23 protein-coding genes, 1 tRNA gene and 1 pseudogene are annotated in these 23,232 nt (G+C 66.2%); 11 read left to right on the top strand and 14 right to left on the bottom strand.

What is annotated here, in order from left to right:
- Nucleotides 1-812: 812 nt before the first annotated feature.
- A complete protein-coding gene (locus ACWDNU_RS38735) occupies nt 813-1,682 on the top strand; it encodes a mechanosensitive ion channel family protein (protein WP_449672511.1) in 870 nt (289 codons plus the stop codon).
- Between the two features lie 348 nt (nt 1,683-2,030).
- Entirely contained in the window at nt 2,031-2,669 is a 639-nt protein-coding gene (locus ACWDNU_RS38730) for a nicotinamide mononucleotide transporter family protein (RefSeq protein ID WP_449672510.1), read from the top strand.
- Between the two features lie 2 nt (nt 2,670-2,671).
- On the opposite strand, the gene ACWDNU_RS38725 is transcribed toward ACWDNU_RS38730, so the two are convergent.
- From ACWDNU_RS38725 to aceE, 3 genes are all read right to left on the bottom strand, one after another.
- Nucleotides 2,672-2,917, bottom strand: a complete 246-nt coding sequence (locus tag ACWDNU_RS38725; protein ID WP_344272426.1) for a hypothetical protein — start codon at nt 2,915-2,917, stop codon at nt 2,672-2,674.
- A gap of 142 nt (nt 2,918-3,059) precedes the next feature.
- Nucleotides 3,060-4,271 carry an alpha-hydroxy acid oxidase gene (locus ACWDNU_RS38720; RefSeq protein ID WP_370939305.1) on the bottom strand — a complete coding sequence of 404 codons (1,212 nt, stop codon included), beginning with the start codon at nt 4,269-4,271 and terminating at the stop codon, nt 3,060-3,062.
- 104 nt (nt 4,272-4,375) lie between these two features.
- Entirely contained in the window at nt 4,376-7,171 is a 2,796-nt protein-coding gene (gene aceE, locus ACWDNU_RS38715; RefSeq protein ID WP_449672509.1) for a pyruvate dehydrogenase (acetyl-transferring), homodimeric type, read from the bottom strand.
- Nucleotides 7,172-7,570: 399 nt separating this feature from the next.
- Here aceE and ACWDNU_RS38710 point away from each other — a divergent pair, with 399 nt between their 5' ends.
- From ACWDNU_RS38710 to ACWDNU_RS38700, 3 genes are all read left to right on the top strand, one after another.
- On the top strand, nt 7,571-8,005 hold the full coding sequence (locus ACWDNU_RS38710) for a DUF3052 domain-containing protein (protein WP_067591158.1): 435 nt from the start codon (nt 7,571-7,573) through the stop codon (nt 8,003-8,005).
- A 55-nt stretch (nt 8,006-8,060) separates the two neighbouring features.
- On the top strand, nt 8,061-8,525 hold the full coding sequence (locus tag ACWDNU_RS38705; protein ID WP_020657595.1) for a peroxiredoxin: 465 nt from the start codon (nt 8,061-8,063) through the stop codon (nt 8,523-8,525).
- Between the two features lie 51 nt (nt 8,526-8,576).
- Nucleotides 8,577-8,651 (top strand) — tRNA-Val (locus ACWDNU_RS38700).
- A 170-nt stretch (nt 8,652-8,821) separates the two neighbouring features.
- Here the strand turns inward: ACWDNU_RS38700 and ACWDNU_RS38695 are convergent.
- The 5 genes from ACWDNU_RS38695 to ACWDNU_RS38675 all read right to left on the bottom strand — a co-directional run bounded on the left by ACWDNU_RS38695 (nt 8,822) and on the right by ACWDNU_RS38675 (nt 11,948).
- Nucleotides 8,822-9,061 (bottom strand): hypothetical protein, encoded by a 240-nt coding sequence (locus ACWDNU_RS38695; RefSeq protein WP_449672508.1) that lies wholly within the window; start codon nt 9,059-9,061, stop codon nt 8,822-8,824.
- 6 nt (nt 9,062-9,067) lie between these two features.
- Nucleotides 9,068-9,922 (bottom strand): helix-turn-helix domain-containing protein, encoded by an 855-nt coding sequence (locus ACWDNU_RS38690; RefSeq protein ID WP_449672507.1) that lies wholly within the window; start codon nt 9,920-9,922, stop codon nt 9,068-9,070.
- Between the two features lie 106 nt (nt 9,923-10,028).
- Nucleotides 10,029-10,301, bottom strand: coding sequence for a hypothetical protein (locus tag ACWDNU_RS38685; RefSeq protein WP_449672506.1), 273 nt, complete (start codon nt 10,299-10,301; stop codon nt 10,029-10,031).
- Nucleotides 10,301-10,450: a hypothetical protein gene (locus ACWDNU_RS38680; protein WP_370939300.1), complete on the bottom strand. Its 150-nt coding sequence runs from the start codon at nt 10,448-10,450 to the stop codon at nt 10,301-10,303. Before ACWDNU_RS38680 ends, ACWDNU_RS38685 begins: the two co-directional genes overlap by 1 nt.
- A 304-nt stretch (nt 10,451-10,754) precedes the next feature.
- Complete coding sequence (locus ACWDNU_RS38675) at nt 10,755-11,948, bottom strand: helix-turn-helix domain-containing protein (protein WP_449672505.1); 1,194 nt, start codon at nt 11,946-11,948, stop codon at nt 10,755-10,757.
- 87 nt (nt 11,949-12,035) lie between these two features.
- Between ACWDNU_RS38675 and ACWDNU_RS38670 the strand changes: the two genes are divergently transcribed.
- Entirely contained in the window at nt 12,036-12,749 is a 714-nt protein-coding gene (locus ACWDNU_RS38670; RefSeq protein WP_449672504.1) for a haloacid dehalogenase-like hydrolase, read from the top strand.
- Nucleotides 12,750-13,230: 481 nt separating this feature from the next.
- On the opposite strand, the gene ACWDNU_RS38665 is transcribed toward ACWDNU_RS38670, so the two are convergent.
- The 4 genes from ACWDNU_RS38665 to ACWDNU_RS38650 form a co-directional block, all read right to left on the bottom strand.
- The gene (locus tag ACWDNU_RS38665) at nt 13,231-13,773 is read right to left on the bottom strand and encodes a hypothetical protein (RefSeq protein ID WP_449672503.1); all 543 of its coding nucleotides are present in this window, start codon (nt 13,771-13,773) and stop codon (nt 13,231-13,233) included.
- 526 nt (nt 13,774-14,299) lie between these two features.
- Nucleotides 14,300-14,599, bottom strand: coding sequence for a 4-fold beta flower protein (locus ACWDNU_RS38660; protein WP_449672502.1), 300 nt, complete (start codon nt 14,597-14,599; stop codon nt 14,300-14,302).
- Nucleotides 14,600-14,613: 14 nt separating this feature from the next.
- Nucleotides 14,614-15,540 (bottom strand): hypothetical protein, encoded by a 927-nt coding sequence (locus ACWDNU_RS38655; RefSeq protein ID WP_449672501.1) that lies wholly within the window; start codon nt 15,538-15,540, stop codon nt 14,614-14,616.
- A gap of 14 nt (nt 15,541-15,554) precedes the next feature.
- Complete coding sequence (locus tag ACWDNU_RS38650) at nt 15,555-16,049, bottom strand: hypothetical protein (protein ID WP_449672500.1); 495 nt, start codon at nt 16,047-16,049, stop codon at nt 15,555-15,557.
- 270 nt (nt 16,050-16,319) lie between these two features.
- On the opposite strand from ACWDNU_RS38650, the gene ACWDNU_RS38645 reads away from it, so the two are divergent.
- A complete protein-coding gene (locus ACWDNU_RS38645; RefSeq protein ID WP_449672499.1) occupies nt 16,320-18,230 on the top strand; it encodes a hypothetical protein in 1,911 nt (636 codons plus the stop codon).
- 52 nt (nt 18,231-18,282) lie between these two features.
- Nucleotides 18,283-18,492, top strand: coding sequence for a hypothetical protein (locus ACWDNU_RS38640; RefSeq protein ID WP_378407439.1), 210 nt, complete (start codon nt 18,283-18,285; stop codon nt 18,490-18,492).
- A 408-nt stretch (nt 18,493-18,900) separates the two neighbouring features.
- Here the strand turns inward: ACWDNU_RS38640 and ACWDNU_RS38635 are convergent, their stop codons facing one another.
- On the bottom strand, nt 18,901-20,085 hold the full coding sequence (locus ACWDNU_RS38635; RefSeq protein ID WP_449672498.1) for an aminotransferase class V-fold PLP-dependent enzyme: 1,185 nt from the start codon (nt 20,083-20,085) through the stop codon (nt 18,901-18,903).
- 45 nt (nt 20,086-20,130) lie between these two features.
- Between ACWDNU_RS38635 and ACWDNU_RS38630 the strand changes: the two genes are divergently transcribed.
- Both ACWDNU_RS38630 and ACWDNU_RS38625 read left to right on the top strand, forming a co-directional pair.
- Nucleotides 20,131-20,745 (top strand): GntR family transcriptional regulator, encoded by a 615-nt coding sequence (locus tag ACWDNU_RS38630; RefSeq protein WP_449672497.1) that lies wholly within the window; start codon nt 20,131-20,133, stop codon nt 20,743-20,745.
- Between the two features lie 4 nt (nt 20,746-20,749).
- Nucleotides 20,750-21,511 (top strand): metallophosphoesterase, encoded by a 762-nt coding sequence (locus tag ACWDNU_RS38625; RefSeq protein ID WP_449672496.1) that lies wholly within the window; start codon nt 20,750-20,752, stop codon nt 21,509-21,511.
- Between the two features lie 3 nt (nt 21,512-21,514).
- Here ACWDNU_RS38625 and ACWDNU_RS38620 read toward each other — a convergent pair whose 3' ends face one another.
- The gene (locus ACWDNU_RS38620) at nt 21,515-23,053 is read right to left on the bottom strand and encodes a CocE/NonD family hydrolase (protein ID WP_449672495.1); all 1,539 of its coding nucleotides are present in this window, start codon (nt 23,051-23,053) and stop codon (nt 21,515-21,517) included.
- Between the two features lie 86 nt (nt 23,054-23,139).
- On the opposite strand from ACWDNU_RS38620, the pseudogene ACWDNU_RS38615 reads away from it, so the two are divergent.
- Nucleotides 23,140-23,232, top strand: a pseudogene (locus ACWDNU_RS38615) (MBL fold metallo-hydrolase); the annotation flags it as partial.

Genomic DNA, 23,232 nt, shown 5'->3' with positions numbered 1-23,232 from the left:
CCGAGGGGGGGTCGGCCCCCCGGGGGGTTGTGGGGGGGGGGGGGGGGGGGGGCGGGCGGCCAACCCCGGCTTGCCCGGCGGGGGGGCCGGGCCCCCCCCCCCCCCCCCGCCGTTTCCGTCCCGGAAGCCTCTACTCTCGGTGGACGCTCCGACCGGGTGAGGGACCTGGAAAGCGGAGCCCCTAACCCACGTGGGTTAGCGGCAACGGGTGAGATACGTGAACGCCGCCCGCGCGATTGCTCCGGCCGCATTGCCTCCGCGCCCGGTCGCCGCGCCCGGGGGTTATGCCCTTCGCGCCGCATCTCGCGCCTCGGCGGCACGTGCTATTGCCGCTTCGCCGTTATCCGAGGAGTCGTCGGAAGATCCGCGCAATTCGCCGTCGGCGGCTTACCGGCCGCGCGAATTCGCACCGCACAGACCGCGCTCGCCGGGATTCCCGTCCGGACATCTCCGCGACCGCGCCCAGGCCGGGGCGCAAATCCGTCGGCGTTCCGCCAATCGCCCGAAGATGAAGGCCAGATGAACGCGGGAGAAAACCCGAACCCCATTCGGCTGCGGAAGCGCCGTCGTGCGGCGATAAAGTGCGGGAAATGTTCGAGGCCGCCCGGCGCTTGCGGTTTTCGCTGCGCCGAGCGGCCTCGTCTCCCCGGTCCCCACCGGTAGGACAAGTATGGCGGCGATTGATCTTCCCGCGCCAGTCGTCTCACTCGATCGTGGTGCACAGCACTCGGGTGCAGTGGGTACCTGTCCTGCGACCCGGTGCGACAGGACGGTGCCGGAATCCACGTCGAACCGCGGCGAAGGGAGCCAGCGTGGGTGAACAACTCAAGGACGGACTCGGACAGGCCTGGAATCTAGTGGCCACGTTCGTCCCGAAACTCGTGGGTTTTCTGATCATCCTCTTGATCGGCTGGCTGATCGCGAAAGCCCTGTCCAAAGCCCTCGGGCTCGTTCTCGGAAAACTCGGTTTCACGCGGCTGGTCGAGAAGACCGGGCTGACCGGAATGGTGAAGGGCGCGAATCTCGACGCCACCACGGTGCTCGTGAAACTCGTCTACTACTTCATTCTGCTGATCGCGCTGCAGCTCGCGTTCGGGGTGTTCGGGCAGTCGAACCCGGTGAGCCAGCTGCTGAACGACATCATCGCGTTCCTGCCGAGGATCCTGGTCGCGGTGGTGCTGATCATCGTGGCCGCGGCGATCGCGAAGGTCGTGCGGGACGTCGTCTCCGGAGCGCTTTCGGGCCGTCCGGCCGGACGGCTGATCAGCACGGTCGCGTACTGGCTCGTGATGGCGTTCGGCATCATCGCGGCGCTGGGCCAGGTGAACATCGCGACGTCGGTGACCGGTCCGGTGCTCATCGCGGTGCTGGCGACCGCGGGCGGCGTGATCGTCGTCGGCTTCGGCGGCGGCCTGATCAAGCCCGCCCAGGAGCGGTGGGGCGGCTGGCTGGCCAACCTGCAGGGCCAGGTCGGCTCGGGCTCCGGCGACGGCTCGCGGGGTCCCGGCCAGGTGAGCGGGCAGCACGCGCACGCCGGGCAGACCCGGACGCAGAACTACCCGCAGTCCCAGTCGGGCAGCCTTCCGCAGCCGAGCGAGCAGACCCGGCAGACGCCCGCGGACGGCGGCCGCCCGCCGGAGCCGCCGACCCCGCCCGCCGGTTTCGGGCGCGTGGACCGCTGAGCCGGTACCAGCAAGGAGGTTGACGCCGGTGGTTCCACGGACATGCACCGGCGTCCGGCCGTGCTGCTGACCGGATTCGAGTCCGGTCGGTCGCTTCGCTGACGGCCTTCGCCGATCCGCCGGATCGGTGACCAGGGGCCGCGTTGCTTCGGCAGCGCGGCCCCGCGGTCTGCCCCGCGCTCGCGGGGCTTGCTCGGGCGATGGAGGCCCGGTGCCGTCCCGGCGCCGGGCCTCCGCCGTGTCCGGCCCCGGCGTCCACTCAGCGGGACTGTCCGCAGTCTCACATCGGCACGGGAATGGAGGCTCCGTGTTGCATGTTGGGAGGCGTAGATCGGAAGGGGTGCGGACGTGGACTTCCTGTTGCACCACGGCGTGACTGTGTTCGGCCAGTGGATCTCGATCGCGGAGCTGGCCGGGCAGGTGTTCGCGCTCGCGGTCGTGTTCCTCGCGCAGCGGCGGACGCTGTGGACCTGGCCAGTACAGGTCGGCGCGACCGTCCTGCTGTTCTCCGTTTACGTGTCCGCGCATCTCGGCGGACTCGCCGGGCGGCAGGTCGCGATCCTGCTCATCTCGCTTTACGGCTGGTGGGCCTGGAATCGCCGGACCGACCCGGTGTACGGCGTCGTCGTGCGCAAGGGCCGCTGGACCGAGCGGGCCGTGATGCTCGCCGCGTTCGGGCTGGGCACGGTCGCGATGGCGCTGACGCTCCAGGCACTCGACGCCTCGTGGGCGCCGTGGCCGGACGCCGCGATTTTCGTCGGGACGCTCGTCGCGTTCGCCGCGCAGGGCGTCGGGCTCGTGGAGTTCTGGGGCGTGTGGCTGGTGGTCGACGCGATCGGCGTGCCGCTGCAGATCCGCTCCGGCCTGTACTTCTCGGCCGCGATCTATATCGTTTTCGCCGCGCTGGTGGTCCACGGCTGGGTCACCTGGAACCGCTCGGCGCGCACCGCTGTCACCGACGGCAAGACCGTCGCCGCGGCGCGCTGACCTCAAGCGCCGAGCGCGAGCTGCCCGTCCGGGGTCAGCTCGGCCGCCGTCCACTGCCCGACTGCGCCGCCTAGCGCGGACACCGGGCGGACCAGGCCTTCCCGGACCAGGTCGTGCGCGGTCGTCTGGTCGCAGCAGGGCAGGCCGTCGACTCTCAGGTCCGGTTCGCAGCTGCGGGTGAGTTCGGCTCGGCCGGCGGCGATCGCGCGCAGCATCGCCAGCGCGCGGCGGTTCAGCGTGACGGACATGGTCTTCTCCCTCGGATGATCCGAAGGCAGGAGACGTGATGTCGGTCACTGGATACCGGATTACGCCTACTGCACCAATCCCGGCACTGAATGTCCGGGAAGGCCCCTCGACGGAATCAAGGGGCCTTCCCGGACTTCGGGCTCAGCGGAGCGTCGCGTGGGTGGGGCGGAGGTCGTCCACCCGTCGGACCCCGAGCAGCTGCATCGTGCGAATCATCTCGGTGCGCAGGATGTCCACGCAGCGCTGCACGCCGCGCTCGCCGCCGGCCATCAGGCCGTACAGGAACGCGCGGCCGATCAGCACCGCGTTCGCGCCGCGGGCGAGCGCGGCCACGATGTCGCCGCCGGACAGGATCCCGGTGTCCACCCAGACCTCGGCGCTGTCCTGGATCTCGTCCAGCGTCGCGGGCAGCAGCTCGATCGGCGTCGGCGCGCGGTCGAGCTGGCGGCCGCCGTGGTTGGACAGCAGCACCGCGTCCGCGCCGTGTTTCACCACGTCACGCGCGTCGTCGACGTTCTGCACGCCCTTGATCACGAGCTTCCCCGGCCAGGTCTGGCGCACCCAGTCGAGGTCGTCGAAGTTCAGCGTCGGGTCGAAGAGCTTGTCCAGCAGTTCCGCGACGGTGCCGCCGAACCGGTTGAGCGACGCGAAGTTCAGCGGCTCGGTGGTCAGCATGTTGAACCACCACGCCGGGTGCATCGCGCCGTCCACGAACGTCTTCAGCGTGATCGCGGGCGGGATGGTGAGGCCGTTGCGGACGTCGCGCAGCCGCTGGCCCGCGACCGGGGTGTCGACGGTCAGCAGGAGCGTGTCGTACCCGCTTTCCCAAGCGCGATTCATCAGATCTTCGCCCGCGCCGTGGTCGCGCCACACGTACAGCTGGAACCACTTGCGCGCGTCCGGGGCGGCCGCCGCGAGGTCCTCGATCGACGTGGTGCCCATCGTCGAGAGCGCCATCGGCATGTTGTTGCGCTGTGCCACGCGGGCGACCGCGCGCTCGCCCTCGGTCTGCATCATCCGCGTGAACCCGGTGGGCGCGAACGCGAACGGCAGCGCCGAGCGCTTCCCGAGAATCTCCCTGCTGGTGTCCACATCGGACACTCCGCGCAGCACGTTGGGCCGGAATTCCACGCGGCGGTAGGCCTGCCGGGCGCGGCGGAGGCTGTCCTCGAGCTCGGCCGCGCCGTCGGTGTAGTCGAACGCCGCCCGCGGGGTGCGTTTGCGCGCGAGCATCCGCAGATCGGCGATCGTGTGCGCGCCGGCGAGGCGCCGATCGGTCGGGTTCAGCACGATCGGCTTCGGCCGCAGGATCTCTTTGAGCTCGCTGGGCCGGGGCAGGCGACGCTGGGTCACGCTCGACCACCTTTCGTCAGGCATCCGGATACATCCGATGTCTACCTTAAGGCAGAGGCCCCTCCAGAACATCGTCCTGGAGGGGCCCCTGAGTCAAACAACGGTCACGCGTTGCCGGAGTCGGACGTCTGCGGCCCGGCGGCCGCCACGTCGTCGAGCCGGTAGCGGCGCGCCGCCTCGGCGACCTTCGCCTGGTCGAACTCGCCGCGCTTGGCGAGCGCGGACAGCGCGCCGACGGTGATCGACTCGGCGTCCACCAGGAACTTGCGCCGCGCGGCCGGGCGGGTGTCGGAGAACCCGAACCCGTCGGTGCCGAGCGTGAGCATGTCGGTGGGCACCCACGGGCGGATCATGTCCGGCACCGCGCGCATCCAGTCCGACACCGCCACGACCGGCCCGGAAACCTCGGCCAGCTTCTGCGTGACGTACGGAACCCGCGGCGTCTGGTCCGGGTGCAGCAGGTTCTCGTGGTCGATCTCGACCGCTTCGCGGCGCAGCTCGCCCCACGACGTCGCCGACCACACCGCGGCCCGCACGCCCCACTCCTCGGCCAGCATCTTCTGCGCCTTCAGCGCGTCCGGCATCGTGACGCCGGAGACGAGCACCTGAACCTCCGGCCCGTCGCCCTCCGGGGCGTCGGAGTACCGGTAGAGGCCCTTCAGGACGCCGTCGACGTCCAGGTTCTCCGGCTCGGCCGGCTGCTGGTAGGGCTCGTTGTAGATGGTGATGTAGTAGAAGATGTTCTCGCCGTTGCCGTCCGGGCCGGTCTCGCCGTACATCCGGCGCAGGCCGTCCTTGACGATGTGGGCGATCTCGAACGAGTACGCCGGGTCGTACGCCACCACGGCCGGGTTCGTCGCCGCCAGCAGCAGCGAGTGCCCGTCCGCGTGCTGCAGGCCCTCGCCGGTCAGCGTGGTGCGGCCCGCGGTGGCGCCGAGCACGAAGCCGCGGGCCATCTGGTCCGCCGCCGCGTACAGGCCGTCGCCGGTGCGCTGGAACCCGAACATCGAGTAGAAGATGTAGATCGGGATCATCGGCTCGCCGTGCGTCGCGTACGACGTGCCGACGGCGGTGAACGACGCGGTGGAACCCGCCTCGTTGATGCCCTCGTGCAGCAGCTGGCCCTTCTCGGACTCCTTGTACGCCAGCATCAGGCTCGCGTCGACCGAGGTGTAGGTCTGGCCGTGCGGGTTGTAGATCTTGGCGGTCGGGAACATCGAGTCGAGGCCGAACGTGCGCGCCTCGTCCGGGATGATCGGGACGATCCGCTTGCCGATCTCCGAGTCCTTCGCCAGCTCGCGGATGAGCCGGACGATCGCCATCGTGGTGGCGACCTCCTGCTTGCCCGAGCCCTTGCGGACGCCCTCGTAGACCTTGTCGCCGGGCAGCACGAGCGCCTTGGCGGTCTTCGGGCGGCGCTCCGGCAGGTACCCGCCCAGCGCCTTGCGGCGGCCGCGCATGTACTCGATCTCCGGCGAATCCGGGCCGGGGTGGAAGTACGGCGGCAGCTTCGGGTTCTTCTCGAGTTCCTCGTCGCTGATCGGGATCCGCTGCGCGTCCCGGAACAGCTTCAGGTCGTCGAGGGTGAGCTTCTTCATCTGGTGCGTGGCGTTGCGGCCCTCGAACGACGGGCCGAGGCCGTAGCCCTTGATGGTGTGGGCCAGGATCACCGTCGGCTGGCCGTGGTGCTCCATGGCCGCCTTGTACGCCGCGTACACCTTGCGGTAGTCGTGACCGCCGCGCTTGAGGTTCCAGACGTCGGCGTCGGAGAGGTCCTTGACCAGCTCCTTCGTCCGCGGGTCGCGGCCGAAGAAGTGCTCGCGGACGAAGGCCCCGTCGTTGGCCTTGTACGTCTGGTAGTCGCCGTCCGGCGTGACGTTCATCAGGTTGACCAGCGCGCCGTCGCGGTCGGCCGAGAGCAGCGAGTCCCACTCGCGGCCCCAGATGACCTTGATCACGTTCCAGCCAGCGCCGCGGAAGTAGGACTCAAGCTCCTGGATGATCTTGCCGTTGCCGCGCACCGGGCCGTCGAGCCGCTGCAGGTTGCAGTTGATCACGAAGGTCAGGTTGTCGAGGCCCTCGCCCGCGGCCACGTGGATCAGGCCGCGCGATTCGGCCTCGTCCATCTCGCCGTCGCCGAGGAACGCCCAGACGTGCTGGTCGGAGGTGTCCTTGATGCCGCGGTCGTGCAGGTAGCGGTTGAACCGCGCCTGGTAGATCGCGTTCATCGGGCCGAGGCCCATCGACACCGTCGGGTTCTCCCAGAACTCCGGCATCAGCCGCGGGTGCGGGTACGACGGGAGGCCGCCGCCCTCGCCCGCGTGGCTGTACTCCTGGCGGAACCCGTCGAGCTGCTGCTCGGTGAGGCGGCCCTCGAGGAACGCGCGGGCGTACATGCCGGGGGAGGCGTGGCCCTGGAAGAAGACCTGGTCGCCGCCGCCGGAGTGGTCCTTGCCGCGGAAGAAGTGGTTGAAGCCGACCTCGTACAGCGCCGCCGACGAGGCGTAGGTGGAGATGTGGCCGCCGACGCCGACGCCCGGCCGCTGCGCGCGGTGCACCATGATCGCCGCGTTCCAGCGGATGTAGCGGCGGTAGCGGCGCTCGATCTCCTCGTCGCCCGGGAACCACGGCTCGTTCTCGGTGGGGATCGTGTTCACGTAGTCGGTCGACGTGAGCGCCGGGACGCCGACGTTGCGCTCCCTGGCGCGCTCGAGGATGCGCAGCATCAGGTACCTGGCCCGCTGCTGGCCCCCTCGGGCCAGCGCCTCGTCGAAGGAGTCCAGCCATTCGCTGGTCTCTTCCGGGTCGATGTCGGGAAGGTGCGCCGCGAGTCCGTCACGGATGACGCGTACGCGAGCCGGGGTCTCCTTGCCGGAGGCGCCGTCGTTCTGCGGGGCCAAGGGGTCTCCTTGTAGCTGGTTGTAGCCGTTGTAGCTGGTGGGCGGGAGTGCTCGCCGACGTCCATGGTCGTCCCGGTTGGGGTTCCCGTCACCTGTACTGCCCGGTAACATCGGCCGCCCGAGTGTCGCCACTCCCCGCGCACGGTGTATCGCGCGCGCGTTTTCTCTCCTCCACCCTAAAGGAGGCTCCCGGGGAGAGCTTCGCAGTGGTGGGGTACTGAGTGCCACCCGGAGTCGGGCGAGGGGGCGGCGGGCCCCTACGCTGCAGACACGACTTGCCAAAGATCCGGTGTGGACGGTTGCGCGCAGCGCCGCGTCAGTGTTCGCTGTTCGACAACCGTGTATCCGAGTGCGGCGGACCTACTGCCGCGCTCCGTCGTAGTTGGAGGAGTGGAAGCAGTGGTCGCCGCGGGAGACGCAGGCAGTGCCGGCGTCGCCGAAAGCCTTGGCATCAAGCCGGACATGGTGGTCCAGGAGATCGGCTGGGACGAGGACGTCGACGACGACGTTCGCGCGGCGATCGAGGAAACGATCGGCGGTGAGCTCCTCGACGAGGACGCCCAGGAGGTCATCGACGTCGTGCTGCTGTGGTGGCGCGACAACGACGGAGACCTCGGGGACGCGCTGGTGGACGCGCGCGGTCCGCTGGAGGAGGACGGCGTGATCTGGGTGCTGACCCCGAAGACCGGGCAGCCCGGGCACGTCGAGCCCAGCGACATCGCCGAGGCGGTGCCCCAGGTCGGGCTCGCCCAGACGGCGAACATCAGCGTGGGCCCGGGCTGGCTGGGCACCCGGCTGGTGTCTCCGAAGTCCTCGAAGGCCAAGCAGCGCTGACGCCGCGATAGGGTGGGCGGCACGCTCGTGTTCGCTCTGGAGAGGAATCGCCGGTATGGCCGTCGAGGTCGGTTCGCAGGCCCCTGACTTCACGCTCAACGACTACAACAAGCAGCCGGTCACGCTGTCGCAGTTCAAGGGCGACAAGCCGGTCCTGCTGGTGTTCTACCCGTTCGCCTTCAGCGGGATCTGCACCGGCGAGCTGTGCCAGCTGCGCGACGAGTTCGGCGACTACGACGGCAAGGGCGTCCAGGTGCTGGGCGTCTCCGTCGACACGCCGTTCTCGCTCAAGGCGTGGGCCGAGGTCGAGGGCTACCAGTTCCCGCTGCTGTCGGACTTCTGGCCGCACGGCGAGGTGGCCCAGAAGTACGGCGTCTTCAACGACCAGGCGGGGCTCGCCGTGCGCGGCACCTTCCTGATCGACACCGAAGGCGTGGTCCGCTTCGCCGAGGTCAACGCGCCCGGCGAGGCGCGCGACCAGGCTGGGTGGAAGAAGGCCGTCGAGGAACTGACTGCCTGATTTTCTTCTTGTTTCGCTCGCCGGGGCGGGGGTTTCCTCGTCCCGGCGCGCGGGCGCATAGCTCAGCGGAAGAGCACTCGGTTTACACCCGAGCGGTCGCAGGTTCGAACCCTGCTGCGCCCACCAGACATCGCTTGTTCCAACCCCCAACCGGTGATTTCTTCACCGGTTGGGGTTCTTCGTTTTCGCCGCCCAAACTGTCCCTGACGTCCGCAAACGTCGTCCGGAAGACATTCCCCGGCCGGGACCGGTCTGCGGCGTCTCCGTCCGTCTCGCCGATGTGGTCGGACGCTGGCTCAGTCGGGGAGCGTGACGACTTCTGCTCTGCGTGGGCTGTCGAGCACCCCCGCGAACGGTTCAATCAGGACGCGACCGACCACTGACCCGTCTTCCCCGATGTACAGCTTCTCGAAGAAACCCTGGTTGATCTGCCGCCGGATCGCGTCCGGAGCACTGCGGTACGCCGCCGGGCACTGCTCGGCGGTTTGAAGCGCTTCGGTGAGCGTGAATCCGAGAGGGTGGACTGCGGACCACAAGCATTTTCAGCGCATCGACTGCGGAGGTTCGTATGAGAGCTTCACGATGCACTCGTCGATGACCGCCCGCGACTCCGCAGCGCTCAGCGCGACGCCGTCGAGTTGGTCGAGGATGCGGCTGTAGGGGCCGTTTCCGGACACGAAGGACCCGGTGCCGTGATGACCGAGGTAGGCGATCAAGCCGTTGCGCATGGTGTAGTGCGTGAACGAGCTGGCCAGCCCGAGGTGGTAGGTGGTTTCGGTGGGCACGATGCGGATGGAGACTGCGGGGGCGGCCGTGGCGAGGTTATTGAGGAACGAGAACTGGCAGGCTGTCACTGCGGTCGGGGCGACTGAGCGGTGGAATGCTGCTTCGCCGATGTAGGCCACGCGTGGTGGCGTTTCCGGGCTGAAGCGGATGCCATGTTCCGCTCGAGCGTCCACGACGGAAGCCGCTTCGCTGCTGGAGTAGCCGGAGGCGATGAGGACGGCGCGGGCGTAGTCCGGTGTTTGGAGCGGTTCGGGCATCAAGGTCAGGTGCCAGTCGATGACGGAGTCCGCGAGGGTTTCGAGCGCAGCCTGGTGGCTGGGGTGCGGTTGCGCGAGGACGACCACGTCTGGGTCGGTAGTGCGCGCTATCTGCAGGATCTGGTGTCGCGCGTTGCCGGTGACGCCGAGCGCGCCGAGGATGCTGGCCACATAGTCCGGCCCTGGCGAGCGCTGCCCTAGCTCCCAGCTCGACACGATCGCAGGCGTAATGCCGAGGCGCCGGGCCAATTCGCGCACCCCAAAGCGGGCGTTCTCCCGAGCGAAACGGAGGACAGTGCCCAGCAGTACGGCGCGCGGCCGTCCCGTGGGCGTGGGGTTGCCGGGCTGGTTCACGGTTGGGCGTCGTCGTCTTCCTCGTAGTCGGCGATGATCCCGCCGGTGTCCAGGCCGGGAGGCTCGGTGCCGTCGTCAATGCTCTGTCAGCTCACGATGTCCGCGTTCACGTCGCCCGCGGTCGCAAGCCCGGATGTCGAGTCGGGATGTCCCAGCCGAGCGAGCGTCGGTAGGCCACGTCGCAGTAGGGGCATTGTGTTGGTGCACCGCGCGTACAGCGGTCTTGCAGCGGCACGAACGTCGCCGCTGCGGTCACACCGCACAGCATGGTCACGATTTCTCCGGGAGCCGGAATGGCGGATAGCCGTGTCCAGTGCCAGACGCCGTCGATGACCGGGTGAATCGCCTGCGGGTTGATGTAGATCAGCGCGGACGACACTAGAAACCCTCGCGCAGCCGGTAAGCCAGCCGGACGGTGTCGCACGGCCAGACTTCGGCGCAGTCTTCGCAGCGGTCGCTGGCAGGATGCTGGGCGTGCAAGCTGAGCGCCAAGACCAGCAGTGAGTAGAGCTGCGTCGGCTCCGGCATGCGAGGCTCCTGCACAGGCACCAGTGCGTTGGAACCACCTTGCCAGCAGCGCGGCGTCGTCCCTTGCGATGCCGTTGTCCGGACTGTCACGGTTTTGCTCCGTCCGTATCCGAGAGGCTTGGCGGCACCCCGACGATCGGGAGACATCACGGTGAACAGAGATGGTGCGTGCGGAAGTTCGCCCGTGATCTCGGAGGCGAGAGGTAGTTCAACCGGCCGCCGGGGGTGCCTGGACACGACGTTATGGCGATTACTAGGCGGTAACCCGAACTGTCAGTTCGGGTAGGTGACGGGGCGGGACGTCCTAGACCGGAAGATCGACGCGACTGGCGAACTGCGCGGCGGCGACTGACTCGGTCCGTCGCCCGCGTTCCATAACGGTGCGAATGAGCGTGTGCGCCGCTGGTCGGAACCGGATGTCTTCCGGTGCATCGGCTTCGGCGGCGTTCAAGAGGGCCAGCGTTTGGGTGAACTCGCGTCGTTGCGCGTAGCCCTTGGCCTGGTCGAGCAGGAACGCCACTCGCCGTTCAATCGAGGGCGACTGCCCGTGGTCGATCTTGGCGGCCAGCCGCAGGCCCTCCACTGCTTCGCCGGACTCGACCTCAATCGATACGGCATACATGGCAACGTTTGTTGGGCCGAAAGCTGTCCAGCAGACGTTACGGTCGCCGACTCGTTCGGCCAGTGGCACCGCCTGACGGAGCCGGTCGCGCCCAGTCCAGACATCGCCGCCGCGAACTGCCGCCACCGCAGCGATCAGGAGAAGCGCACCGGACAGAGCTGCAGCGTCGAGGTGGTCGGGGCCGAAAGCTGCCTGAACGTCGGCGAGTGCGTTCATGGCTTCGTCCTCGGCAGCTTCGGCATGGTTGTCAGCCAACATGACCTGGATGAGGTTCCACCGCGCACCGGCCGACCGGATCGGGTCGTCGGCTTGTTCGGCGGCGCGCTGTGCGCGATCGGCGGCTAGGAGCGCCAAGTCAACGCGGCCGACGCGCTTCGTCACGGTACGGAGGAGTCCGTACAGATCGGCAGCGACAGCTTGGGCCTGTCGGTGGTGCCTGCCCGACGTACCGCGGATCGTCGCTTCAGTAGCAGCAATAAGCTCCGGCAAGTCGGTCGTCAGCTCGCTGTAGCGATGGCCGGACGTCTGCCAAGCGCTCCAGGCCTCATGCACCTGGCGTCCGAGTTCGCCGATAGGAGCAGGGTTGACCGCAGCGGGCGCGGTCATGGCGTGGTAGATCGCATCAGCCGTAATGCTGGAGGTGCGTTCCGGCGACGATGCCGGCCGGTTGCTCAGCAAGTCGCCTGGTTCAACGCGCAGGACTTCGGACAGCTGCGCTAGCACCGGGATTGTCGGCAGCTTTTGGCCGCGCTCGATCTGGTAGAGGTAGTCTGGCGTGATGCCGGTCAGTCCGGCGACGACCGTCTTCGTCTGGCGAGCGGCGGTGCGATAGAACCGCACACGATCGCCCACCATCTGCGCCAACTGGTCGTTCACGATCTCGTGTCGCCTCCCGTCAGGCCTCTGACCAGGGCGAATGGTATCGCGTCGCGCTCGATCCGTCACTGATGCCAGACTTTCGACATGACCACGTCTGGTGCTGTACCTCGGACCTTGGTGCTGTGGGACATCGACCACACGCTCATCGAGACAAGAGGCGTCGGGAGGGCGATTTACGATCGGGCGTTCCCGGCGGCCACCGGCAAACCGCTCGCCGAACTGGCGACTATCACGGGGCGCACCGAATTGGACATCATGGCGGAGTCGCTAAAAGTCAACGGGCTGGAAGCAACCGAGCAGGCTGTGCAAAGAGTAGCCGCTGCCCTCGTGCGAGGCTATGAGGACGCCCGCGAGGAGCTGGCCGCCACCGGTCGGGCTCTGCCTGGCGCGCGGGAAACGCTCGAGCGGTTCGCTGCCGACCGCATCATTCACCAGGCGGTCCTGACGGGCAACCTGCGCGCGGTGGCACGCATCAAGCTGGAGGTGTTCGGTCTCGCCGGCTTCCTCGACTTCGACAGCAGTGCTTTCGGTGATGACCATGCGGAACGGTCGGAGCTGGTGCAGATCGCGCGGCAACGAGCCGAGACACGAACTGGTACACACTTCGACGACCAGCAAGTGGTACTGATCGGGGACACGCCAAATGACGTCAAAGCCGGGCTGGCTGCTGGAGTGCGGGTCATCGGGGTAGCGACCGGCAAGAGCGGCGAAGCCGAGCTACGGGATGCTGGTGCTCGACAGGTCGTCAGCTCGTTGCGAGAACTTCGGTTGCAAGAAAACAACATGCCCCCCAAATAGCATGTTCAGTCGGATGCGCGAGCTTGCTCGTTCCGTGACGCCTGAGAGCGGCGATCACTGACCGGGAGGGATTGATCCGGTTCCCTGCTAACTAGTTTCTGTATCGTCTGTTTGCTTATTCCGCTGCTCGCGCCACCACGCTTTTATTTCATCAGGTACCCATTGTTGAAGTGTTGCGACGCGGCTCGGAACGTTACGGTAGCCGGTTCTTGTCCATTCGTTCCACCTTTCGATGCTGACATGGCAGTATCTGGCTGCGTCCTCGGCGTACCAGAGCGACGGACTCGGCTGCCTTGGCGGTGGCTGTTCGATGTTGTTAAGTCCATTGTCCACTGTTGTATCCTCCTGGTGTAGTTATCGGACGTAGGCGTCAAGCGTTACGCTCCGGCCGCGTCGGTTACCGACGCCCACTCTTCACCGCAGGCCCTTGCTGTGACGTCGAGTCGCCTTTGGCTTCGCATGGCTTCTATGTCACACTATATCAGTGTAGATAGTTAATGTATCGCCAAGATAACTTATCGAGATACTTGAGATAGACGTTGGTTGTCGTTAAGACGTTAAAAGCAAGACTGCCAAGTCCCTGCGGTATATCACAAAGCGGTGCAAGGTTGACGCGCCAGTCACCAATTTGCGCTGGATGCTCAGTGTTGTTGAAGAACATAAGAATACGTTTGCGTCCGTCCTTCTTCCACTGTTCAACTTGCTGTGTAAGTTGTGGTGTCTTCTGGATCGCATGAAAAGTTCCCGGGTGAATTATGACTACAACGTCGCCTTGGACATGCTCAGGGGCGGACTCGATGCGGAAATCGCTGCCCTCGTCGTAGCCAAACTCAGTGAACAGAGGCGAGGTCCACTCGTAGGTCAGCGTAAGCCGTCCTTGGACGATCGTCGTAGCGGCGAACGCATCACCCAGGAGGGCTTGTGGGTCGAGCCGCTTGCCAGCTCGGAAGTCGTGGACGGCAAGTAGCTCCGTGACCAGCTCGGTAATTGTGGCCGAGGGGGCGTCCGCGGAACTCGGCACCATCGATACGCATGCTCCGATGTTGTGGCATGGCTTGTATGGCCTCATCCAGTGTTCGGCTGAGGTCGATGTGCAAGGTCGTAGTTCGTTGAGAGGCAGCGAGGGCGTGGAGAGTGAGCGACCGGCCGTGCTGGTCGATCAGTTCGCGCACATCTTGTGCCAGAAAGAGGTCAAGTGCCTCGACGTAAACTACGAGGTAAACCGGCTCCGGTGCGGCATACCAGTAGGCAATGTGTTCGGTACTGAGACCCTTGATGGCGACCGAGCCGGCATCCGTGGCAGCCTCGGCGCTCAACGTTGACTCTTTGATGCCTTTGCACTGCATCCAGATGCGTACAGGGCTGACGCCCTGTTTTCCGTCTTCACTTGCTTTGTACAGGTGCAGCCCTAGGTCGAGCGCAGCGCGGTCGTGTGAGTACTTGATTGTGAGGCCACGGGAGGTCAGAAGCGCCTCGAGATTAGCCATGTATTTCTGTTCAAAAATATCGTTATCGCCAATTCGAGGCATTTGTTTACCTTGTGCATTAAGTTAGTTCAATAGTTTTCCGGAGACGTCAGGGTATCCGTAGTTGATGGTGCCGCGGTTGCCGGGGTTCCCCGGGTTGCCCGCATTTCCTGGATTGCCGGGATTGCCAATATTTCCGAGATTTCCGAGGTGTTTGTCGACGATCATGTCCTCGTGGATCTCGCCGACATATTGGCCGGACAGCTTGTGAACATGAGTGTCTTGGCTAATTTGACCTACCGCATTCCCTTGCATGGAATAGACGAACCGGCCTTGAATATAGGCAACGGCTGCACCGCGTTTGTCGTATATATAGCGCGTCATTTTTGTGTCGTCTCCTAGGATGTTAGATACTTTGAGGCTGGAAGATGGCAAGAGCCGGTATCGTTTGCGTGACGCTTTTTGGCGCGGAGTAGATCGTCAAGGCGTACGCGACCCTCCAATATCAAGTACAGGTCCGATCCGTCCATGGTGATAAATGGTGTGGACTCTTCAAAGCGCTTGATGAAGTTTGCAGTGTACCCCTTGATGCTAACAAAGAGGCCCATGGCGTTCTTGCCCTTGGAGAGAACTTTGGCCTTGAATATATCCCCATCTCCGCGGTCGGCTAGAGCGTCGCGCCAGCGTGCTTCAATGATATAGTCGTCAGTGTCGAAGCTGAACGAGCCGTCTATTTGCTCAAGTTCGAGGTTGTAGGCTACACGGGGCTCTAGGTCGTATAGTAGAAATAAGTCTGCTAGCAGTGACTCTAAAGCGTAGCCACGTTTGTGCTTATCCAAACCCTGCTGAAGTTGCAAGAAGCGATCGCGAAGTACTGCTAGATCGTCGGAAAATTTCCGGATGGCGGCTGCCTGGTCGGCTGCAGCTTTCCGTGCGGCCTCTTGACGCTCAGCGTCGGCGAGTCGTCCCGAGTACTCTTCGGTTACGGACTTGAGATGATTGATCGCGTCGATGGCTTCTTGAAGGCGTAGTGTGCGGTCCGCGTCATCTTTGATCTGCTCAAGGTTTGGGAACTTTGTCATGCTGGCCAGCTCCAACATCAACTGGAGCGTGACATCTTGGTACTTGTCTTCATGGGTAATGAGCGTATCTATGAGCTGATCTGAGACGTTTCGTTTAGTATCGCTGAAGTTGAGTCCGACAAGTAGGGCTGGATGCTCTCGCAAGGCTGTGCGAAGGTAAGTCTCAAAGGGGCGCTTGTTCCAAGTTATCACCGGTAAGGCCGCTCTAAGTGCTTGGTACGCCGCCGTCGAGATGCGCTTCATGGATACATTTTACTCTATCGGCTAAGCTGAGCCCAGTTTCGTTCTGGTGTACGTCGATCATGCTTCCCTCGCATCTTGACCCCGATCTCGGTAAGGCTGGTCCGTAGCGTCTCAGCTGAGATGCCGTACTTGGTGGCGATGCGAGCTAGCGACCAACCGGCTTCGTAGAGTTGAGCGGCTTGCGACAGGAGCTTGGGATCGATGCCTGGCGTGAGGTCGATGCCGCGAGCTTTGAGGTGTCGGCTGATCGTCTGGCGGTGGACTCCAAAACGCTCACCAAGTTCGTAGGTCGATGCTCCTGCTTGATAGGCAGCTACGAGCTGATCAACCTGAGTCTCGTTGAGCCTAGGTTGCGTGTGGTAACTCACTGCTTTCTCTGTGTTACTATTTGTTGAGAGAGGCAGGCTTGCGGCAATGCGATGCAGCTGTTTTATCCGTTTTGAGGCTTTGGAAAGGGCTTCGACGCCTCCCACCACGATCGGGCTGACCCCATCCAGTGAAAGCTTCACTGGATGGGGTTCGTCGTTTTCGCCCTCCAGAGTGCCTCCGGAGGCCGCGAAGGCCGTCTGGAGCCCGTTTTCCGGCGGGTGACGTCTTCGCCCGCCTCAGCGTCCGTTCCGGCACCGCGGCGAGGCCCGGGCCGGGCGGTGCCGAAATCGTCGCGGAGGGTCCGTCGCGCGCTGCTCCAGACGGGTCAAGCCGGGCAATCGGCGTAATGGCTTTCCGAGCCGTGCCGACTAGCACAGGCAGATTACGCCGCATCGGGACAGGGGAGCCCCATGAGCGAGGGCGACGGGCACGGCACGCGTATTCCTCGGGCGCTGAAGGTGTTCGGCTCGCGGGTCGACAAAGTCGTGCAGGACACCGGATTTCCGAACGGGCGGTTCTCGTCGCCCCGGCTCGCGGTGTTTCTGCTGTCGGCCGTCCTGCTGGGTTTCGCGGTGATTTCCTGGGGGCCGGGCCACGACGGCACGCTTGCGATCGTCGTCGTGCGGAGCTGCCTCGGCGTGGTCGGCTTCTGCGGTCTCGTCCACCAGCTCTACTGGCTGCTGTTCGCGCGCAGGTTCGTTTATCTGTACGGGCACAAGAAAATCCCGCGGAATCCGGAAGACGGCATCGGGAAATCGGTCCACGACGACATCAACGCCTGGTACGTGCGGAAGCTGCTCGACGAGGGCTACGCGCACTACGGTTCGCTCGACCTGAACCTGGCGGTCGAGCTTCTGCTGGAGCCGCACAAGTCCAACCTGCGCATCACCGAGGAGATCCTGACCGAGGGGCCGCTGGCGAAGCACTCCGTCACCAAGGACATCCGGATTCCGAAGGTGCCGGAGAAGGGTCCGCTGCTGGTGCCGGTGGCCGATTTTCCCAAGGGGCTGCTGTTGGACGGGCTGGAGGTGACGGTCGATTCGAAACCGGCGACCACGCTCTCCTACGACGAAAGCCTGCGCGTTTCCGCGGCTCTGGTGCTGACCACGCGGGCGGCGGAGGAATTGAGCGGCGTCGACGTCGGCAGCGGCGACAACGTGGTTTTGCCCGACGGCGCCGCGTTTCTCGCGGAGCTGCGCAACCGGGTGGCTCCGGACATCTACGAGGTGGTGCGGCCGGCCAGCAGCCTCACGCACGAGGACAAGTCGGTCACCGACCTGATGCCTCCGGCCGAGGACGATCATTCCGTGCCGCTGCGCGGCGAGTGGCTGGTCGCGCAGCTGCGGACGAATTACGTCTTGTACGCGCTGGTCGACGAGCCGAAAGCGGCGCTGAAGATCACGTACAGCCGCACGACGGCGCTGCACGGGTCGGAGGCGGTCAAGTCGGAGCGCGGATGGCGGCAGAACTGGGCCGCGGAGATCCGGTTCAGGTGGGGCCAGTTTCCTTCCCGGATCACCCTGACCACCCCGCTGATGTACAAATGCGAGAGCTACCATCTGCGGATTTCGCTGCCGGACGGCCTTTACGTGCACACCCATGAGATCCACAAGCGGGTGAGCGCCTCGGAACTGGAGCCGATCCAGCAGGAAAGCTTCAAGCGCACCACGAAGAATTCCGGGCCGATCGACACCAACAAGCCGATGATCCCGACTTACATGCGCGCCAGGGATCATCGAGCGCTGCCGTATGCGCACTTTTACGCCCGCAACGGCTACGACATGGAGCGGATTCTTCACACCCACGTGCTGAATGTCGTCGAAAACCCCTTCGCGACCCTGCGTCTCGCGGCGACCCTGCTGTTCTTGTCCGCCCTGGGATTGATCGTCGCGGGAATCACTTTCGTGAATTCTTCGGGGGACTACAACCTCAAGAGCGGCGTGGTCGCGGTCGTGGTTTCCGCTCCGGGAGTGCTGTCCTCCTGGTCAAGGCAGGCTTTCGGCGTCGAAGCCCTGCGGCGCGCTTCGCTGACCACGCAATTCGCGTTGCGCGCCACGACGCTTTTTTCCTTCGCCGGTCTGGTGGTCGCGGTATTCCAGGATTCCGGATTGCTGCACTGGAGGATCAACCTCCGCTTGCTGGCTTCGGACGGCTTTTCGCTGCCGATCCACGACGGCGTCTGGCTGGTCCTGTCGCTGGCGGCGATGACCGCGAGCATGTTCGCCTGGTGCCGCTACCACAAAAGGCGGATGCAGTACCTCGCACTGCGTAGGCGATCTCTTACTTCCGTCCACAATCGGAGCATCGGAGAGGCTGTTTAGCCGTGTTACAGTTCGTGGACTGTGTTCGCCCGAGCAGGAAAAGAGTGCAGTCGTGAATGATCCGATGACGGTGGAGATGCAGGGCGAGGCGTTCACGTATCCCGCGGTCATCGAGGAGGACGCCGACGGCCGGGATCTGGCCAAGGCCACCAAGGTCCTGCAGTCGCTCTCGAAGAGCCAGATCAAGACCCTCATGGGGGAAGTGGGCGACTGGCCCGCTCCGCCGGCGCACATCAACAAGGACCACACCAGCGGCGCCTGACCGCCGCGCCGGAAACGGCTGGGTCCCCGGTCGTTCGAGCAACGCTTTCCCGGACCCGGCGACGTGGGCCGGTTCGTGGTCCCAGGAGAAGGCCGCCGGTTCAGCACGTTCCTGATCCGGTCGCCTGCCTCCAGCCCAGCCCAGCCCAGCCAGTGCGCGGTGCCGGCTCCGGCGGCGCGGCGATGGAGGCCGGGCAGGGCCCGTGCGTCAGCCGCCCCGCCCAGACGCGAGAGAAAGCCCCCTGGACCGGGTTCCCCCATCAATCCCGGTCCAGGAGGCCTTTTCCTCCCCCGGCCCCGTCGGGCCTGCCCCCTCGACAGGCCCGGCCGCAGCGCACTCCGCGGGTGTACGCGAGACAAGAGGCGGCTTCGGCGGTGCTGGATACTGCGTCAAACGGGTGATCTCCGACTACCGCGAGAGCGCGGCGACCTCGCCGGTCAGCCGGTCGATTTCCTCCTCGGTGTTGTAGTAGTGCACCGACGCGCGCACCAGGTCCGGCAGGCGGCGGGCGGTGAAGTCGTATTGCGCCGACGACGGGTGGGCGACGCTCGTGTTGATCTTCGCCGCGTTCAGGCGGTCCTTGATCTCGTCCGACGGCACTCCGTCGACGCTGAACGTCACGAGGCCGCACTTGCGCGCGCCGGCGTCGTGCACGGTGACTCGGTCCAGGTCGGCCAGGCGGGTACGCAGGGTCGCGGCCAAAGCGGTGACTCGCTCTTCGATCGCGGGCAGGCCCCATTCCAGCGCGTAGTCCACGGCCGCGCCGAGGCCGAGTACGGCGGCGTAATCGCGTTCCCACACTTCGAAGCGCTTCGCGGTCGGGTCGACGACGTACTCGGTGGGGGAGGTCCACTTGGCCGAGTGCAGGTCGAGCATCGCCGGTTCGAGACGGTCGCGCAGGCGCGGGTGCACGTACAGGAAACCGGTGCCGCGCGGGCCGCGCAGGTACTTGCGGCCGGTGGTGGTCAGGGCGTCGCAGCCGATGCGTTCGACGTCCAGGTCCAGCTGGCCGGCCGACTGGCAGGCGTCGAGCAGGAACGGGATGCCTGCCTCTCGCGCGACGGTGCCGATTTCCTCGGCGGGGTTCACCAAACCGCCCTGGGTGGGCACGTGGGTCACCGCGATGAGCTTCACGTCGGAGTCGATGCGGCGGCGCAGGTCGTCGACGTCGAGCTGGCCGGTTTCGTCGTTGTCCACGACCTCGACAGTCGCTCCGGTGCGGCGGGCGATCTGCAGGTAGGCGATGGCGTTGCTGGCGTATTCGGCGCTCGCGGTGAGGATCCGGTCGCCTGGTCCGAACGGCAGCGCGTAGAAGATCGCTTGCCACGAGCGGGTCGCGTTGTCGCTGAGCGCGATGTCTTCCGGCTCGGCGTTGAGCAGGCGCGCGACCGAGGTGTACACGCCGTCGAGGCGGTCCTTGGCTTCTTCGGCCGCTTCGTAGCCGCCGAGCAGGGATTCGGTGCGCAGGTAGTCGATCACGGTGTCGGTGACGCGGGCGGGCGGGAGTGCGGAGCCGGCGTTGTTGAAGTGCGCGACTCCGACGCAGCCTGGCGTTTCGTACCTTGCGCGATCGACATCGAAAGAGCGGGCCATATGAACTGAATACAGTACGACTGATCTGTGTGCAATACTCAGCACATGGTCAAGAGACTGATGCGCGGTGAACTTATCGAGGAGATCACCGCGCGCGTCCTCGACGGACGGTTTCCCCCGGACACCCGCATCAACGAGGTTCACCTGGCGAACGAGCTGGGCGTCTCCCGGACGCCGTTGCGCGAGGCGCTGATCGGCCTCGCCGACCGCGGCCTCCTCGTCGCCGCCCCGGGCCGCGGATTCCTCGTCGCGCCGTTCGATCCGAAGGAAGCCCGCCGGCTGTACCCGCTGATCGCCGAACTTGAGGCGCTCGCGCTGCGCTGGACGTCGCCGCTCGAACTCGCCTCGCTCCCGGACGCGCTCGACCGGATTTCCGACGAGATAGCCGATTCCTGCGATCTTCCCGCGGCCGACGACCGCTGGCACGCGCTGCTCACGTCCCGCTGCGACAACCCGCATCTGCTGCGCTTGATCGAGCAGACAAAGCCGTTGCTCAAACGCTACGAGACGGCATACTTCGGCGGGCGGGACCGAGCGGCGGAGAGCGTGGCCGAACACCGCGAGATCGCGGCGGCACTGCGGGCGGGCGACCTGCCCGGCGCGTCCGCGCTGCTGGTCCGGAACTGGGTGAAAGCATTGGCGTACTTGAAAGGGAGCTGATCCGGTGCGGGTTTTCGCGCATCTCTCCGACATCCACCTCGACGGCGGCGAGCGCGCCGACGCACGGGCCGCCGCGGTGACGCGGTATCTGCGAAACCTCGAAGAGCCGGTCGACGCCGTGTTCGTCACCGGCGACATCGCCGATCACGGCCTGCCCGAGGAGTACCGTCGCGCGGCGGAATTGCTCGACCTTCCGGTGCCGGTGGTGGTCTGCCCCGGCAACCACGACGTACGCGCGCCGTTTCGCGAGGCGCTGCTGGGAGAACCGGCCAGCGACGCGCCAGTGAACTCCGCGACCAAGGTGGGCGGCGTGCTGCTCGTGTCGTGCGATTCGACGATCCCGGGCAAGGGCGCGGGGTACCTCGCCGACGAGACGCTGGCCTGGCTGGACGACACGCTCGCCGCTCACGACGGCCCGTCGTTCGTCGCCTTCCACCACCCGCCGCTCGACGTCGGGGTGCCGCTGGTGGACGCGATCCGCCAGACCGGCGAAGACCGGCTCGCCGCTGTGCTGAAGCGGCATCCCGACGTCGCGGCGCTGCTGTGTGGACACGTGCACACCGGCGCGGCGACCGAGTTCGCGGGCGTTCCGGTGCGGGTCGCGCCGGGCGTGGTGTCCGGGTCGCTGCTGCCGGTGGAACCCGGCGCGGGGCGCGGCTGGGACGAGGGCGGGCCGCTGGACTTCGACAGCCCGCCGTCGCTGCTGCTGCATGTGCTGCACGACGACGGCAGGCTGACGACGCATCAGCGCGCGGTCATTCAGTAACGGTCACCGGGTGAAGACCGGCAGCGTCACCCGGGACGGCCGGGTCTCGTCGTGGAACACCTCGAACCGGTTCGGCGTGCTGCGCACCGCGGACGAAACCCGTTCTCCCGTACCGTGATTGCGCGCGAAGCGGGGGAACGCGCCGCCCGCGACCTGCAGCCGCAACCGGTGCCCGCGACGGAAGCGGTAAGCGGTCGGGTCGAGTTCCACCTCGGCCCGCACCACGCCGTCGGCGTCGGCTTCCGGCGCGCCGGGACGCAGCCGCAGGATGCCGTCGGTGACGTTGCGCGAGATGCCGCCGGGATCGACGTCGCACAGCCGCACGTACACGTCGGCGTCGGCCAGTTCGGTCCGCACGAACACGGTGGCGGACACGTCGCCGATCACGTCGACGTCGTGCACCAGCGGCTCGCCGGTGAACACCAGCACGTCGTCGCGCGCCTCGGTCGCGGAATTGTCGCGCTGCTTGGTCTTTCCCATCAGCAACGGCCCGCCGACCGCCGGGGTCGGGTCTGCCGGGTCGTAGGTGAACGGCGTGGGCAGGGCCTCGCCGGGCACCGTTTCGCCGAGGCCGCCGACCGGTCGCAGATGAGCGTGCGTGGGCTCGGAAGCGGGCGGCCAGTGGTCGAAATCGAGCCAGGTCGACGCCTGCTGCAGGAAAATCCGCACGGGGGAGCGCTGCAGCTGCGTGCGGTCGTCGGCGAGGTGCGCGCGCAGGAAGCCGAGCTGGTCCTGGATCAGCACGCGGAAGCTGGCCGGTTCGCCGTGCGACCACGGCCCGACGGTGATCCGCGGCGACCGTCCGGCGTCCTGCAGCGTGCGGAAGTCCCGCAGCTGCGCGCGGATGAACAGGTCGTACCAGCCGGTGACCATGCTGACCGGCACCTCGAGCTTCGCGACTTCCGCGCTGTGGTCCGACATCCGCCAGAAGTCGTCGTCCGGGTCCGCGTGCTCGGTGACGTCCTGCAGGAACTGCACCGGCTTCCCGATCGCCACCACGTCCGCGCCCGCGATCGGCAGATACGCCATCGCGTTGCGGGTGCGCCGGGTTTGCAGCGGGTTCGGCAGTGCGGCGAACCTCTCCTCCTGTTTGCCGATCATGGCTGACCAGGACACCATGTTGTCCGCCGCGAGCACCCCGCCCGGGTAGAACGTGCTGACGAATTCCGAGGCGGTGACTCCCAGGCACATGGCTTCCAGCGGCGGGTCCAGGTACGGGCCTACTGCCCACTGGGTGTGGCCGAGGTAGCTGGCGCCCGCCATCGCGATCCGGCCGTCGCACCAGGGTTGCTCGCGCAGCCATTCGGCGGTGGCGATTCCGTCTTCGCGTTCGTGGTGGAACGGGCGGAACTGGCCTTCTGAGCCGAAGGTGCCTCGGGTGCTTTGGAGGACTGTCTGGAGTCCGTGCCTTGCGAACGTTTCGCCGAACAGCTTGGCGAGCGGGCCGGTGCGGCCGTAGGGGGTGCGGATCAGGACTACCGGGCCGGTGGTCAGGCCGAGTGGTGCGTAGCGGTCGGCCAGGAGGTGCGCGCCGTCTTGCATCGGGATGCGGAGGCCCTTGGCGGCGGTGGGCGCCGGGCCTTCGGCGGCGGGGAGACCGAGCAGTCGGTCGACGATTCGGTTCAGCCGCGCTGAGCCGCATCCGTGCGCTGGGCTTCGATCCGGCCGACGTCCGCGACATCGTCCTCACCCACCTCGATCTCGACCACGCCGGCGGGCTC

The organism is Amycolatopsis sp. NPDC003676 (assembly GCF_053587275.1).
This window is presented reverse-complemented; position numbering and strand designations above follow the sequence as displayed.